The 13,697-nt window shown below is 69.8% G+C and carries 12 protein-coding genes and 1 riboswitch; of the genes, 5 read left to right on the top strand and 7 right to left on the bottom strand.

Annotated elements, in window-relative coordinates; all coding sequences use genetic code 11:
- Positions 1 to 6: 6 nt before the first annotated feature.
- Entirely contained in the window at positions 7 to 969 is a 963-nt protein-coding gene (locus tag ASC56_RS18160) for a GlxA family transcriptional regulator (RefSeq protein WP_055492477.1), read from the bottom strand.
- A 93-nt stretch (positions 970 to 1,062) separates the two neighbouring features.
- On the opposite strand from ASC56_RS18160, the gene ASC56_RS38150 reads away from it, so the two are divergent.
- Positions 1,063 to 1,305, top strand: coding sequence for a hypothetical protein (locus ASC56_RS38150; RefSeq protein WP_079102584.1), 243 nt, complete (start codon positions 1,063 to 1,065; stop codon positions 1,303 to 1,305).
- Here ASC56_RS38150 and ASC56_RS18165 read toward each other — a convergent pair.
- The 6 genes from ASC56_RS18165 to ASC56_RS18190 all read right to left on the bottom strand — a co-directional run bounded on the left by ASC56_RS18165 (position 1,218) and on the right by ASC56_RS18190 (position 8,406).
- Positions 1,218 to 2,231, bottom strand: a complete 1,014-nt coding sequence (locus tag ASC56_RS18165; RefSeq protein ID WP_055492478.1) for a ribonucleotide-diphosphate reductase subunit beta — start codon at positions 2,229 to 2,231, stop codon at positions 1,218 to 1,220. The two genes, ASC56_RS38150 and ASC56_RS18165, sit on opposite strands and share 88 nt — an antisense overlap.
- Positions 2,231 to 4,600, bottom strand: a complete 2,370-nt coding sequence (locus tag ASC56_RS18170; protein WP_055492479.1) for a ribonucleoside-diphosphate reductase subunit alpha — start codon at positions 4,598 to 4,600, stop codon at positions 2,231 to 2,233. The genes ASC56_RS18165 and ASC56_RS18170 overlap by 1 nt, the downstream gene beginning before the upstream one ends.
- 122 nt (positions 4,601 to 4,722) lie before the next feature.
- Positions 4,723 to 4,880, bottom strand: a riboswitch (cobalamin riboswitch).
- Positions 4,881 to 4,915: 35 nt separating this feature from the next.
- On the bottom strand, positions 4,916 to 5,422 hold the full coding sequence (locus tag ASC56_RS18175) for a GNAT family N-acetyltransferase (RefSeq protein ID WP_055492574.1): 507 nt from the start codon (positions 5,420 to 5,422) through the stop codon (positions 4,916 to 4,918).
- A gap of 92 nt (positions 5,423 to 5,514) precedes the next feature.
- A complete protein-coding gene (gene mctP / locus ASC56_RS18180; RefSeq protein WP_055492480.1) occupies positions 5,515 to 7,143 on the bottom strand; it encodes a monocarboxylate uptake permease MctP in 1,629 nt (542 codons plus the stop codon).
- On the bottom strand, positions 7,140 to 7,406 hold the full coding sequence (locus ASC56_RS18185) for a DUF3311 domain-containing protein (RefSeq protein ID WP_199836020.1): 267 nt from the start codon (positions 7,404 to 7,406) through the stop codon (positions 7,140 to 7,142). Before ASC56_RS18185 ends, mctP begins: the two co-directional genes overlap by 4 nt.
- Positions 7,407 to 7,641: 235 nt before the next feature.
- Positions 7,642 to 8,406 (bottom strand): GntR family transcriptional regulator, encoded by a 765-nt coding sequence (locus ASC56_RS18190; RefSeq protein WP_055492482.1) that lies wholly within the window; start codon positions 8,404 to 8,406, stop codon positions 7,642 to 7,644.
- A gap of 427 nt (positions 8,407 to 8,833) precedes the next feature.
- Between ASC56_RS18190 and ASC56_RS18195 the strand changes: the two genes are divergently transcribed.
- From ASC56_RS18195 to ASC56_RS18210, 4 genes are all read left to right on the top strand, one after another.
- The gene (locus ASC56_RS18195; protein ID WP_055492483.1) at positions 8,834 to 10,120 is read left to right on the top strand and encodes an extracellular solute-binding protein; all 1,287 of its coding nucleotides are present in this window, start codon (positions 8,834 to 8,836) and stop codon (positions 10,118 to 10,120) included.
- Between the two features lie 165 nt (positions 10,121 to 10,285).
- Positions 10,286 to 11,272, top strand: coding sequence for a carbohydrate ABC transporter permease (locus ASC56_RS18200; protein ID WP_055492484.1), 987 nt, complete (start codon positions 10,286 to 10,288; stop codon positions 11,270 to 11,272).
- Positions 11,269 to 12,129: a carbohydrate ABC transporter permease gene (locus ASC56_RS18205; RefSeq protein WP_055492485.1), complete on the top strand. Its 861-nt coding sequence runs from the start codon at positions 11,269 to 11,271 to the stop codon at positions 12,127 to 12,129. Before ASC56_RS18200 ends, ASC56_RS18205 begins: the two co-directional genes overlap by 4 nt.
- Positions 12,130 to 12,138: 9 nt before the next feature.
- On the top strand, positions 12,139 to 13,632 hold the full coding sequence (locus ASC56_RS18210; protein ID WP_055492486.1) for a glycoside hydrolase family 3 protein: 1,494 nt from the start codon (positions 12,139 to 12,141) through the stop codon (positions 13,630 to 13,632).
- The last annotated feature ends 65 nt before the right edge of the window (positions 13,633 to 13,697 follow it).

The raw sequence follows: 13,697 nt of genomic DNA on the forward strand, positions 1-13,697 counted from the left end.
GCACGTTCAGGCGGCCTGCGGGCCCCTGAACGTGCGCCGGTAGGCGTTCGGGGTCGTGCCCAGGGCGCGGACGAACTGGTGGCGCAGTGCCGCCGCCGTGCCGAAGCCGGTGCGGTCGGCGATCGCGTCCATCGTCTCGTCGGTGCGCTCCAGCAACTCCTGGGCCAGCAGCACCCGTTGCCGCAGGATCCAGCGGTACGGGGTGGTGCCGGTCTCCTGCTGGAACCGGCGGGCGAAGGTGCGGGGGGACATATGGGCGCGGGCGGCGAGCTGCTCGACGGTCACCTCCTCGTCGAGGTGCCGCTCCATCCACACCAGCACCTCGGCGACGGTGTCGCACTGCGACCGCGGCAGCGGCCTCTCGACGTACTGGGCCTGGCCGCCGTCGCGGTGCGGCGGCACCACCATGCGCCGGGCGATCTTGTTGGCCACCTCCGGGCCCTGCTCCTTGCGCACGATGTGCAGACAGGCGTCGATGCCGGCCGCGGTGCCCGCCGAGGTGATCACCGGGTCCTCGTCGACGTACAGCATGTCCGGCTCGACCGTCGCCCGGGGAAAGCGCCGGGCGAGCTCCTCCGCGTGCCGCCAGTGCACCGCGCAGCGCCGCCCGTCCAGCAGGCCCGCCGCGCCCAGCAGGAACACACCGGAACAGACGCTGAGCACCCGGGTGCCGCGCTCGGCGGCCCGGCGCAGCGCGTCCAGCAGCTCGGGCGGATACGTCCGGGTCGCGTACGTGTCCCCGGCCGGTACCGCGATCAGGTCGGCCTCCTCCAGCCGCTCCAGCCCGTACGGCGTGGACACGGTGAAGCCACAGTGGGTGCCCAGCGTGGGCCCCTCGGCCGAGGCGACCGCGAAGTCGTACACGGGTAGCCCCTCGTCGCTGCGGTCGATGCCGAACACCTCGCACACGACCCCGAGTTCGAAGGGATGCACGCCGTCGAGCAGGACGGCCGCCACGTTCTTGAGCATGCTGCCAGTGTGCCTCGGAAGTGGCAGTAATTCGAGGGTGCACGGCAGTCCTGCCACTGACGGGCAGGAGTATCCGCCGCGACAGTGGTGTGCATGGATACCACACACACGCAAGCCCTGATCGGAATGGTCACCGTCCTCGGGATCCTCGTCCTGCTGGTCCTGCCCTCCCTGATCGGCATCGCGCACGACCGGCGCGTCGACCGTCAGATCAGGCAGGCCCAGCAGGCACGCGGGGAAGCCGTGGCTCAGAAGTCCTCGTCCAGGTCGACGGTGCCCTCCACCGCGATCTGGTACGCCGACGGACGCCGCTCGAAGAAGTTGGTCAGCTCCTGAACGCCCTGCAGCTCCATGAAGGAGAAGGGGTTCTCCGAGCCGTACACCGGGGCGAAGCCGAGACGCGTCAGGCGCTGGTCGGCGACGCACTCCAGGTACTGCCGCATCGAGTCGGTGTTCATGCCCGGGAGGCCGTCACCACACAGGTCGCGCGCGAACTGCAGCTCGGCCTCGACGGCCTCCCTCAGCATGTCGGTGACCTGCTGCCGCAACGCGTCGTCGAAGAGGTCCGGCTCCTCCTTGCGCACGGTGTCGACGACGTCGAAGGCGAAGCTCATGTGCATCGTCTCGTCGCGGAACACCCAGTTGGTGCCCGTGGCCAGACCGTGCAGCAGACCCCGGCTGCGCAACCAGTAGACGTACGCGAAGGCGCCGTAGAAGAACAGGCCCTCGATGCACGCGGCGAAGCAGACGAGGTTGAGCAGGAAGCGGCGGCGGTCCGCCTTGGTCTCCAGCCGGTCGACGTTCTCGACCGAGTCCATCCACCGGAAGCAGAACTCGGCCTTCTCCCGGATGGAGGGGATGTTCTCGATGGCCGCGAAGGCGGCGGCGCGGTCGTCCGGGTCGGGCAGGTAGGTGTCCAGGAGCGTCAGATAGAACTGGACGTGGACCGCTTCCTCGAAGAGCTGCCGGGACAGGTACAGCCGCGCCTCGGGGGAGTTGATGTGCTTGTAGAGGGTGAGCACCAGGTTGTTCGCCACGATCGAGTCGCCCGTCGCGAAGAACGCGACCAGCCGGCCGATCAGGTGCTGTTCACCGGGTGTGAGCCTGGCGAGGTCGGCGACGTCCGAGTGGAGGTCGACCTCCTCCACGGTCCAGGTGTTCTTGATGGCGTCCCGGTAGCGCTCGTAGAAGTCGGGGTAGCGCATCGGGCGCAGCGTCAGCTCGAAGCCGGGGTCGAGCAGGTTCTGGGATCGGGCGGACATCACTGGCAGGCCTCGCAGGACTCGGGGTTCTCAAGGGAGCAGGCGACGGCGTCGGGGTCGGCGACCTGCTGGACCGGGATGGCCGGTTGCGCCTGGGCGGCGCGGGCGATGCGCGTCGCCGGGCGCGAGCGCAGGTAGTACGTCGTCTTCAGTCCCTGCTTCCAGGCGTACGCGTACATCGAGGAGAGCTTGCCGATGGTCGGCGTCTCCATGAACAGGTTCAGGGACTGGGCCTGGTCCAGGAACGGGGTGCGCGCGGCGGCCATGTCGATCAGACCGCGCTGCGGGATCTCCCACGCGGTGCGGTACAGCACCCGGAGGTCCTCGGGGATCCAGCGGAACTCCTGTACCGAGCCGCCCGATTCGCGCAGCGCCTCACGGGTGCGCGCATCCCACCCGCCGAGCTCCTTGAGGTCCTTCACCAGGTAGGAGTTGACCTGCAGGAACTCACCGGACAGCGTCTCGCGCTTGAACAGGTTGGAGACCTGCGGCTCGATGCACTCGTACGCGCCCGCGATGGAAGCGATGGTGGCGGTCGGCGCGATGGCGAGCAGCAGCGAGTTGCGCATGCCGACGGCGGCGATGCGCGCCCGCAGGGCCGCCCAGCGCTCCGGCCAGGTCAGCTCCACGGCGTAGTGGTCGGGGTGCAGGACACCCCGGGCGGTGCGGGTCTTCTCCCAGGCCGGCAGCGGGCCGTTGCGCTCGGCGAGGTCGGTGGAGGCCTCGTACGCGGCGAGCATGACGCGCTCGGCGATCCGGGTGGACAGCCGCTTCGCCTCGGGGGAGTCGAAGGGCAGGCGCAGCTTGAAGAAGACGTCCTGCAGGCCCATCGCGCCGAGGCCGACCGGCCGCCACTTGGCGTTGGAGCGGCCCGCCTGCCCGGTCGGGTAGAAGTTGATGTCCACGACGCGGTCCAGGAAGGTCACGGCGGTGCGGACGGTGGCGTCCAGCCGCTCCCAGTCGAGGTCACCGGCTGTCGTGTCGACGAACGCGCCGAGGTTGACGGACCCCAGGTTGCAGACCGCCGTCTCCCCGTCGTCCGTGACCTCCAGGATCTCCGTGCAGAGGTTGGAGGAGTGGATGACGTGGCCCGGCTCGGCCGTCTGGTTGGCGGTGCGGTTGGCGGCGTCCTTGAAGGTCATCCAGCCGTTGCCGGTCTGGGCGAGGGTGCGCATCATACGGCCGTACAGGTCCCGGGCGGGGATCGTCTTCTGCGCCAGGCCCGCGGCCTCCGCCCTGCGGTACGCCGCGTCGAACTCCTCGCCCCACAGGTCGACCAGCTCCGGCACGACCGACGGGGAGAACAGCGACCACTGCCCGTCGGCGTCGACCCGGCGCATGAACTCGTCCGGAACCCAGTGCGCCAGATTCAGGTTGTGCGTACGGCGTGCCTCCTCGCCGGTGTTGTCCCGCAGCTCCAGGAACTCCTCGATGTCGGAGTGCCATGTCTCCAGGTAGACGGCGGCGGCGCCCTTGCGGCGGCCGCCCTGGTTCACCGCGGCGACCGAGGCGTCGAGGGTCTTCAGGAACGGGACGATGCCGTTGGAGTGTCCGTTGGTGCCGCGGATGAGGGACCCGCGGGAGCGGATGCGGGAGTACGAGAGGCCGATGCCGCCGGCGTGCTTCGAGAGCCGGGCGACCTGGTGGTACCGGTCGTAGATGGAGTCCAGCTCGTCCTTCGGGGAGTCGAGGAGGTAGCAGGACGACATCTGGGGGTGCCGGGTGCCGGAGTTGAAGAGGGTGGGGGAGGAGGGGAGGTAGTCGAGCCGGCTCATCAGCCGGTACAGCGCAGCCACTTCGTCCACGGAGCGGGCGGTGTCGTCCTCGGCGAGCCCGGCCGCGACGCGCAGCATGAAGTGCTGGGGCGTCTCGATGACCTTGCGGGTGATCGGGTGGCGGAGCAGGTAGCGGCTGTGCAGCGTGCGCAGGCCGAAGTAGCCGAAGCGGTCGTCGGCGTCCGGGTCGATCAGCGCGTCGAGGCGGGCCGCGTGGACCCGCGCGAACTCGGCGGTCCGGTCGGCGATGAGACCCTCCCGGTGCCCGACGGCGACGGACTCGGTGAAGGACGTGACGCCCTGGGAGGCGGCCTCGGTACGGATGCCGATCGTCAGCAGCCGGGCGGCCAGCCGCGAGTAGTCGGGGTCCTCGGAGATGAGGCCGGCGGCCGCCTCCGTGGCCAGCTCGCGCAGCTCCGACTCGTCCGCGCGCGCCGACCGGCCGCGCAACGCGGCGGCGGCGACCCGGCCGGGGTCGGCGTCGGGGAGGTCGGCGGTCAGCTCGGTCAGGATCCGCAGCAGCGCGGCACCGGGGCCGTCGTCCACCGGGTGCGTCTCGGCTGTGGAAGCCGGGGCGGCTGGCGCGATGGTCACGTGGGGGCTCTCCCTCGCTCGGCACGGGGCCTTGCGGAGGGCAGGGGCGGCTCACGAGCGCGCACGGGCGTCGCGTCCACCGGCCCATTCCACGAGGCCCGGACGTAGGCGCCCGGGCCGGAGTGGCCGGGCGCGCTGTCGGCAGGTGTTCGGACTGACGCTTGTGCGCGTGCGCCCCAGGGACGGACATGCACAAGTACACCGTTGCGGGACAGTTCCGGATTCGCACCGGATTCCCCTGCGGCGACAGCGAGCACGAGCATACATCTTGTGCCGGGCTGCGGTATCACCCCCAGATGTTGTGTCGTGCTGGTGTCAGAGCGTCAACTCGTAGGTGAGGAGCGTGATGTCGTCGAGGTGGGGAAGGGGATTCCAGTCCCGCTGCGGGGTACGGACGAAGCCCTGGCGCTCGTAGATGCGGTGGGCGGCGCGCATCGTGCGCTGGGTCGACAGAACCACGCGCACGCACCCCTCGGTGGCCCGCGCCTGGTCGACGCAGGCGCGGACGAGTGCCTCTCCGGCGCCCCGCCCGCGGGCCGCGCGGGCGACCGCGAGCATCCGTATCTCGGCCTCGCCGGGAGCGGCGATGTCGGCCATGGGTCCGCCGGCCGGTACGAAGGTGACCCCGCCGAGCACCCGGTCCCGCTCCACGGCGACCAGTACCCGCGCGGCGGCGGCCCGCTTGGCCACGTCCCTGAGCTCGTCGAGGTACGCGTCGCTCTCCCCGAAGTCGAGGAGACCGTCCTGGAGGTAGGCCTGGGCGGTGATCTCTCCGAGGGTCTCGTACTCGTCGGGTGCCGCCTGCCGGATCACGATGTCCATGGGGCCGAGTGTGCCGGACGGCTGCGACAACGTACGCGACAACGGGCCGCCGGATTGCCTCCGACGGCCCGTCGACAGCGTTGCCTGGGGCGCTAGTGGGACGCCCCGGCCGTGGCAGGCGGCAGTTCCACCTGCACCCCCGGGTCGCCCGCGTCGGCCGTGTAGTCCTCCGGCCTCGTCTCGTCGACGCCCTCCGGAGCCTTCACCGCCTTCAGGGCGAGGGTCAGCACGACCGCGACGGCCACGTTCAGCACGAACGCGGTCAGCCCGATGTAGCCGATCTCGCCGATGCCGGGGATCTCCTTCGCCGAGCCGCCGAAGTGCTTCTGCGTCGGCGAGGCGACCCCGTAGGCGGCGAACGTGCCGTACACCATGCCCACCGCCCAGCCCGCCAGCAGCGCCCAGCGGTGGAACCAGCGGGTGAACAGACCGCCGACCATGGCCGGGAAGGTCTGCAGGATCCAGATGCCGCCGAGCAGCTGGAAGTTGATCGCCACCGTCTTGTCCATGGTCAGGACGAAGACCAGGGCGCCCACCTTCACCAGCAGGGACACGATCTTGGAGACCCGGGTCTCCTGCTGGGGCGTGGCGTCGGGCTTGATGAAGTCCTTGTAGATGTTGCGCGTGAAGAGGTTCGCCGCCGCGATCGACATGATCGCCGCCGGGACCAGCGCCCCGATGCCGATCGCCGCGAAGGCCACGCCCGCGAACCAGTCCGGGAACATGGTCTCGAACAGCTGCGGGATCGCCAGCTGCCCGTTCTGCACCTTGATGCCGGCCGCGATCGCCATGAAGCCCAGCAGTGCCAGCAGGCCCAGCATCAGGGAGTACAACGGCAGGATCGTGGTGTTGCGGCGGATCACCTCACGGCTGCGCGAGGACAGCGTGGCCGTGATCGAGTGCGGGTACATGAACAGCGCCAGCGCCGAGCCCAGCGCGAGCGTCGCGTACGTCCACTGGCCCGCCTCCGGCGGCGCGAGGGCCCCGCGCGGCTTGCCTGTCACCGGGTTCGTCTGCGCGAACGCGTGGGCCGCCTTCGCGAAGATCGCGTCGAAGCCGCCCAGCTTGATCGGGATGTAGATGATCGCCACCGCGATGACGATGTAGATCAGCGTGTCCTTCACGAACGCGATCAGGGCGGGAGCCCGCAGACCCGACGAGTACGTGTAGGCGGCCAGCACACCGAAGGCGATCAGCAGCGGCAGGTCCTTCACGAACCAGTTGGTGTTCTCGCCGCCGCCGACGCCCATGACGTCCAGCACGGCCTGGATGCCGACGAGTTGGAGCGCGATGTACGGCATCGTCGCCAGGATGCCGGTCACGGCCACCGCCAGCGACAGGCCCTTCGAACCGAAGCGGCCGCGCACGAAGTCCGACGTCGTCACGTACCCGTGCCGGTGCGACACCGACCACAGCCGGGGCAGGAACGTGAAGATCAGCGGGTAGACCAGGATGGTGTACGGCACGGCGAAGAAGCCCCCCGCGCCCGCCGCGTAGATCGCCGCGGGGACGGCCACGAACGTGTACGCCGTGTACAGGTCGCCGCCGAGCAGGAACCAGGTGATCCAGGTGCCGAACGAACGTCCGCCCAGGCCCCATTCGTCCAGGCTGTGCTCGTTCTCGGCCCTGCGCCAGCGCGCCGCCAGGAAGCCCATGACGGTGACGGCCAGGAAGAAGAAGATGAAGACGCCGAGCGCGACGCCGTTCACGCCGTGCTTCATTCCGCCGCACCCCCCTTCCGGTCGGTGCGGGCGCGCTGGTCACGCTGCCACAGCTGGTACGCGATCAGCGTCAGCGCCGTGGAGATCAGAACCCACAGCATCTGGTACCAGTAGAAGAACGGGATGCCGATGAGCGTGGGGTCCGTCTTGGCGTAGGAGCCGACCCACAGCATCGCGACGAAGGGTGCTACGAGGCAGAGGGCGATGACGACGCGCATGGGCGTCACCACCGCTGCTCTGGTCACATCCGACTGATCTGACATCTGGCGGCTCCGTCCCCTCACTGTTCACCTGTGTAACGCGCCAGGCAATGTAAGTGACCGTGTCGCGCAAGCGGAAGCCCTCGTCCGTATATCGGTACTCGGGAACGCCCGAAACCCTGGCGGGGACGTCGCTCCCCACGGTCCGTGCGCATCCTCTCGCTCTTCTCCGGCGCCGGGAACAGCCCCGGCCGGGCTCCTCGGGAAGTCGCGCCCCGCGCGCGACCCGCCGGGCGGCCTACTCCTGCGGCCTCTTCAGCCGCGCCACGAACTTGTAGCGGTCCCCGCGGTAGACCGACCGCACCCACTCCACGGGCTTGCCCTCCTTGTCCAGCGAGTGCCGGGAGAGCATCAGCATCGGTAGGCCCACGTCCGTGCCGAGCAGCCCCGCCTCGCGCGGGGTGGCCAGCGAGGTCTCGATGGTCTCCTCCGCCTCGGCGAGGTGGACGTCGTACACCTCGGCGAGTGCGGTGTAGAGGGAGGTGTACTTCACCAGTGACCGGCGCAGCGCCGGGAAGCGCTTGGCGGACAGGTGCGTCGTCTCGATCGCCATCGGCTCGCCGCTGGCCAGTCGGAGCCGCTCGATACGCAGCACCCGGCCGCCGGCCGAGATGTCCAGAAGGCCGGCGAGCGTGTCGTCGGCGGTGATGTAGCCGATGTCCAGCAGCTGTGAGGTCGGTTCGAGGCCCTGGGCGCGCATGTCCTCGGTGTACGAGGTCAGTTGGAGGGCCTGTGAGACCTTGGGCTTGGCCACGAACGTGCCCTTGCCCTGGATGCGCTCGAGGCGGCCCTCGACGACCAGTTCCTGGAGGGCCTGGCGCACGGTCGTCCGCGAGGTGTCGAACTCCGCGGCCAGGGTGCGCTCGGGCGGTACCGGAGTGCCGGGCGGCAGCGTCTCCGTCATGTCGAGCAGGTGCTTCTTCAGGCGGTAGTACTTGGGCACACGCGCGGTGCGGACGGTCGCCCCGCCCTCGCTCTCCGCACTGCTGACGTCGGTGCTCATGCTCTGCCTTCCCGGCTCCGGATGCCGAAGTGGCCGACAGACCGTCGGCCACGGCTCACATCGTGACACGGCTGCATGGAGAGGGGTGCTCCCGCACGCTGCGTGATCCCCGTATGCGGCCGGGGATCCCCTCTGTATACCGTCGGCACCCCGGCTGGTCTAGTCCACCCCGCTCAAGTGGTCCAGTGGCCGGAGCGGCAAGACGCCCGCCCGTTTTCGCTGGGTTCCTACTTAAAGGTCCTTGCATATGTAGGTCCCATAACGGACGTCCGGAGCATGCCGAACACCCTTGACACTCCTATTGGTCTGGGCCAAGCTCCCCCGTACTGGTCTACACCATTGGTCCAGGTCCCGGCCCCACGGGCGGTACTCGTCGTCAGTCGCCGCGGGGACAAGGGGGGTTTGTGGCATCCCTGAGGAGGGTGGCGTGAAGCGCAAGCTGACAGCCGCGATCGGTATCGCGGGCATGATGGTCTCCATCGCGGCGTGCGGGGGCAGCGGCGGCAAGTCCGGCGCATCGGACAAGGGGGCGGACGCAAAGGAGCTCACCGTCTGGCTGACGGTCGATGCCCAGAACAACTGGCCCGCGCTGGTGAAGGCCGCCGACGACGCGGTGCTGAAGAAGCACCCGGGCGTGAAGATCAAGCACGAGTACTACGGCTGGCCGGACAAGAACCCCAAGCTCGACGCGGTCCTCGCCACCGACAAGGCGCCCGACGTGGTCGAGATGGGCAACAGCGAGATGCTCGGCTACATGGTCAAGGGCGCCTTCGCCCCCGTCGACCCGGCCAAGTTCGACAACTCCGGCCAGTGGCTGGACGGCCTGAAGACCTCGGTGACGTACGACGGCCAGACCTACGGCGTCCCGTACTACGCCGGCGGCCGCGTCGCCAACTGGCGCAAGGACATCGCCGCGTCGGCCGGCATCAAGGCGCCCCCGAAGACCTACCCGGAGCTGACCGCCGACCTGGACAAGATCCAGAAGAAGGAGGGCGCCACGTTCAGCGCCTGGTACCAGCCGACGCGCGACTGGTACGCGGCCATGTCCTTCGTCTACGACGCCGGCGGCTCCATCGCCAAGCAGGAGGGCGGCCAGTGGAAGGCCAACCTCTCCTCGCCCGAGTCCGTCAAGGGCCTCACCGAGTTCAAGAAGGTCGTCGACACGTACATGCACGGCGACAAGACCAAGGACGAGTCCGACCGTTACATCGTCTACGGCCAGGGCAAGTCCTCCATGATCTTCGCTGCCGCCTGGGAGGGCGCCACCGCGGCCGACCCCAAGAACGACAAGACCGGCAAGCTGAAGAACAACCTCGAGAACTTCGTGATGCCCGGCCCGTCCGGCAAGAACATCCCGGTCTTCCTGGGCGGTTCGGACCTCGCGATCCCGGTGAAGTCCAAGGCGCAGGCCCTGGCCGCCGAGTGGATCAACGCGTTCACGGGCTCGCAGGGACAGAAGGGCCTGATGGCCAAGGGCAACCTGCCCAACAACAAGACCGACCTCGCCACGCTGAAGAACGACCCGGCGACGGCGGTCCCGGCCACCGCGGCCGAGTCCAACTGGTTCGTCCCCATGGCCCCGGGCTGGGGCCAGGTCGAGAAGGCGCAGATCCTGCAGACCATGCTGCAGGACGTCGGCACCGGCAAGAAGCCGGTCGAGGCCGCCGCCAAGGAGGCGGACGCCGCGATCGACAAGGTCATCAACACCAAGTGACCCGGGCGCAGGGCCCCACAGCCCCGGGGGGTACGTGGGGCGGGGCCCTGCTTCTCGCACGACCGCGGCGGCTGCGTCCCCGAGCGGTCGTGCGGGCTTCGCCTTCGTTACGACCGTGCGGGGTTTCGCCCTCGTACGACCTGAGGGACCCCTGAGGAGCGCGCGATGAGTGCCGCAGACACGAGAACCCCTGCCAAGGTGCCGCCGCCGCGGCCGGCGCCGCCACCGAGCGTCCCCGCGAGACCGCGCGCACGACGGACGTCGGGCGGGGCCGCCGCCCCCTGGGCGCTGCTCGCTCCCTGTCTGATCGTCCTCGCCCTGGTGATGGGCTATCCGCTGGTCCGCCTGGTCACCCTCTCCTTCCAGAGGTTCGGCCAGTCCCAGCTCTGGGGGTTCAGGGCCGCCGAGCCGGTCGGCCTCGCGAACTTCACCCATGTGCTCGGCGACGGCGAGTTCTGGACCGTCGTCCTGCGTACCATCCTCTTCGCGGCCGGCTCGGTGATCTTCACCATGGTCGCCGGCATGCTGATCGCGCTGCTGCTCCAGCGGGTGTCCGGCTGGGTGAAGACGCTCGTCAACATCGCGCTGGTGGCCAGCTGGGGTATGCCGATCATCGTCGCGACCACGGTCTTCAAGTGGCTCTTCGACTCGGACTACGGCATCTTCAACGCCCTGCTCAGCAAGCTGCCGGGCATCGACATGATCGGCCACAACTGGTTCGCGAGCGGACCCCAGGGCCTGGCCGTGATCATGCTCCTGGTGGTGTGGGGCGCCGTGCCGTTCGTGGTCATCACGCTCGGCGCGGGGCTCACCCAGGTGCCCAAGGAGCTGGAGGAGGCGGCCCGGCTCGACGGCGCGGGCTCCTGGGGCGTCTTCCGATATGTGACCCTGCCGATCCTGAAGCCGATCGTCGTGATGCTCACGACCCTCTCCGTCATCTGGGACATGGGCGTCTTCCCGCAGGTCTTCGTGATGCGCGGCGGCCACCCCGAGGCCGAGTTCCAGCTGCTCACCACCTACTCGTACGACAGGGCGTTCGTGGTCAACGACTACGGGCAGGGTTCCGCGATCGCGCTGATCACCGTGTTGTTGCTGCTCGGTGTCGTCGCCGTCTACATGCGTCAGATGCTGAAGATCGGAGAGGTGGAATGAGCGCGACGGCCCTTTCCGAGCGCACCGCGGCCCGCCGCCGGGGGAAGTCCAGGCTCGGCTGGAACCTCCTCGGCCTGCTCGTCTTCCTCACCGTGGGCTTCCCCGTCTACTGGATGGTAGACACGGCCCTCAAGCCCGCGAAGGACGCCATCGATCCGGATCCGAGCCTGCTGCCCACAGGCGTCACGCTGGCCAACTTCCGCCGGGCACTGGACATCGCGGACTTCTGGGGACCGGTCGGCCGCAGCCTGATCGTGTCGCTGTCGGTGGTCGCGATCGGCGTCGTCGTCGGCATGCTGGCCGCGCTCGCCATCTCCCGCTTCGCCTTCCGCGGCCGAAAGATCGTGATCGTGGGCATCCTGGCGGTCCAGATGGTCCCGCTGGTCGCCATGATCATCCCGGTCTTCCTGCTCCTCAACGACCTCGGCCAGTACGACAAGTTGTCGGGCCTGATCATCACGTATCTGACCTTCATCCTCCCGTTCACGGTGTGGACGCTGCGCGGCTTCATCGTCAACATCCCGCGCGAGCTGGAGGAGGCGGCGATGGTGGACGGCTGCTCCCGGACCGGCGCCTTCCTGCGCGTGGTCTTCCCGTTGCTCGCGCCCGGCCTGGTCGCCACCTCGGTGTACGGCTTCATCCAGGCGTGGAACGAGTACCTGTACGCCCTGATGCTGATGAGCCAGCAGAACCAGACCGCGACCGTCTGGCTCGGCAACTTCACCACCAAGCACGGCACCGAGTACGCCCCGATGATGGCCGGTTCCACGATGATGGCGGTGCCGATCGTCGTCCTCTTCCTCCTCGTTCAGCGCAAGATGGCCGCGGGCCTCACCGCGGGCGCCGTGAAGGGATAACGCCACCCGATGACGACATTCGCCAGCGGCACCGACACCCTCACGCGCGACGCGCTGACGGTCCTCCAGCCCGGCTTCACCGGCACCACGGCCCCCGACTGGGTGCTGCGCCGCCTCGGCGAGGGCCTGGCGTCCGTGGGCCTGTTCGGCCGGAACATCGCCTCACCGGAACAGCTCGCCGCCCTCACCGCCCAGTTGCGCGCCGAACGTGACGACGTACTCGTCGCCGTCGACGAGGAGGGGGGTGACGTCACGCGCCTGGAGGTGAGGACGGGGTCCTCCTTCCCGGGCAATCACGCGCTCGGCGCGGTGGACGACGTGGAACTGACCCGAGAGGTGGCGCACGAACTCGGCCGCCGACTCGCGCGGTGCGGGGTGAACCTCAACTGGGCCCCTTCTGCCGACGTGAACTCCAATCCCGCCAACCCGGTGATCGGCGTACGGTCCTTCGGCGCCGACCCCCGGCTGGTGGCCCGGCACACCGCCGCCTACGTCACCGGCCTCCAGTCCGCCGGTGTCGCCGCCTGCACCAAGCACTTCCCCGGGCACGGCGACACGGCGGTCGACTCCCATCACGCGCTGCCGCGCATCGACGCCGAGGCCTCTGTCCTCCGGGAGCGCGACCTGACCCCGTTCCGCGCGGCGATCGCCGCCGGCACGCGCGCGGTGATGAGCGCGCACATCCTGGTCCCGGCCCTGGACCCGGACCGCCCGGCAACGCTGTCCCGCCCCGTCCTCACCGACCTGTTGCGCGGTGAACTCGGCTACGACGGCCTGATCGTCACCGACGGCATGGAGATGCGGGCGATCGCCGGGACGTACGGCATCGAGCGCGGCAGCGTCCTCGCCATCGCGGCCGGGGCGGACGCCATCTGTGTGGGCGGCGGCCTCGCGGACGACGAGACGGTACGGCGCCTGCGCGACGCCCTGGTCACGGCGGTGCGCTCGGGTGAACTGGCCGAGGAGCGGCTCGCCGAGGCGGCCGAACGGGTGCGGGCGCTGGCGCGGTGGGCGGCGTCGGCGGCCACGGAGAGTGCCGCGGGGCCTCCGGCCGCAGGCAGCGACATCGGTCTGCTCGCGGCCCGCCGCGCCCTGAAGGTCACCGGCGCGGACGGCTTCACCCCGCTCACCGAACCGCCCTACGTCGCCGCCCTCACCCCCGTCGCCAACATCGCCGTGGGCGACGAGACCCCCTGGGGTGTGGCCGCGGAGCTGTTCCGGCTGCTTCCCGGCACGGAGACGGGCAGTTTCGCGGGGGACACGGCGGGGGCGGCGGCGCTGGAGGCCGCCGGGAGGCGGCGGATCGTGGCGGTGGTGCGCGACGAACACCGCCACCCGTGGATGGCCGGGGCCCTCGACACGCTCCTCGCCGAGCGCCCCGACACGATCGTGGTCGAGATGGGCGTCCCCCAGGCCGCTCCCCGCGGCGCCCTGCACATCGCCACGCACGGGGCGGCGCGGGTGTGCGGACGGGCGGCCGCGGAGGTCATCGCGGGCGCGTGACCGTACGACGAAGGTGCCGGCCGCCCCCTGCGGGGCGCCGGCACCTAGGCATGAGATCCCGCCCG

It is taken from the genome of Streptomyces sp. TP-A0356 (assembly GCF_001417775.1).
Classification (GTDB): domain Bacteria; phylum Actinomycetota; class Actinomycetes; order Streptomycetales; family Streptomycetaceae; genus Streptomyces.

Coding starts and splice junctions, on each gene's coding strand:
- ASC56_RS18160 (WP_055492477.1), bottom strand. CDS start 969: ATGCTCAAGAACGTGGCGGCCGTCCTGCTCGACGGCGTGCATCCCTTC.
- ASC56_RS38150 (WP_079102584.1), top strand. CDS start 1,063: ATGGATACCACACACACGCAAGCCCTGATCGGAATGGTCACCGTCCTC.
- ASC56_RS18165 (WP_055492478.1), bottom strand. CDS start 2,231: ATGTCCGCCCGATCCCAGAACCTGCTCGACCCCGGCTTCGAGCTGACG.
- ASC56_RS18175 (WP_055492574.1), bottom strand. CDS start 5,422: ATGGACATCGTGATCCGGCAGGCGGCACCCGACGAGTACGAGACCCTC.
- mctP (WP_055492480.1), bottom strand. CDS start 7,143: ATGAAGCACGGCGTGAACGGCGTCGCGCTCGGCGTCTTCATCTTCTTC.
- ASC56_RS18185 (WP_199836020.1), bottom strand. CDS start 7,406: ATGTCAGATCAGTCGGATGTGACCAGAGCAGCGGTGGTGACGCCCATG.
- ASC56_RS18190 (WP_055492482.1), bottom strand. CDS start 8,406: ATGAGCACCGACGTCAGCAGTGCGGAGAGCGAGGGCGGGGCGACCGTC.
- ASC56_RS18200 (WP_055492484.1), top strand. CDS start 10,286: ATGAGTGCCGCAGACACGAGAACCCCTGCCAAGGTGCCGCCGCCGCGG.
- ASC56_RS18205 (WP_055492485.1), top strand. CDS start 11,269: ATGAGCGCGACGGCCCTTTCCGAGCGCACCGCGGCCCGCCGCCGGGGG.
- ASC56_RS18210 (WP_055492486.1), top strand. CDS start 12,139: ATGACGACATTCGCCAGCGGCACCGACACCCTCACGCGCGACGCGCTG.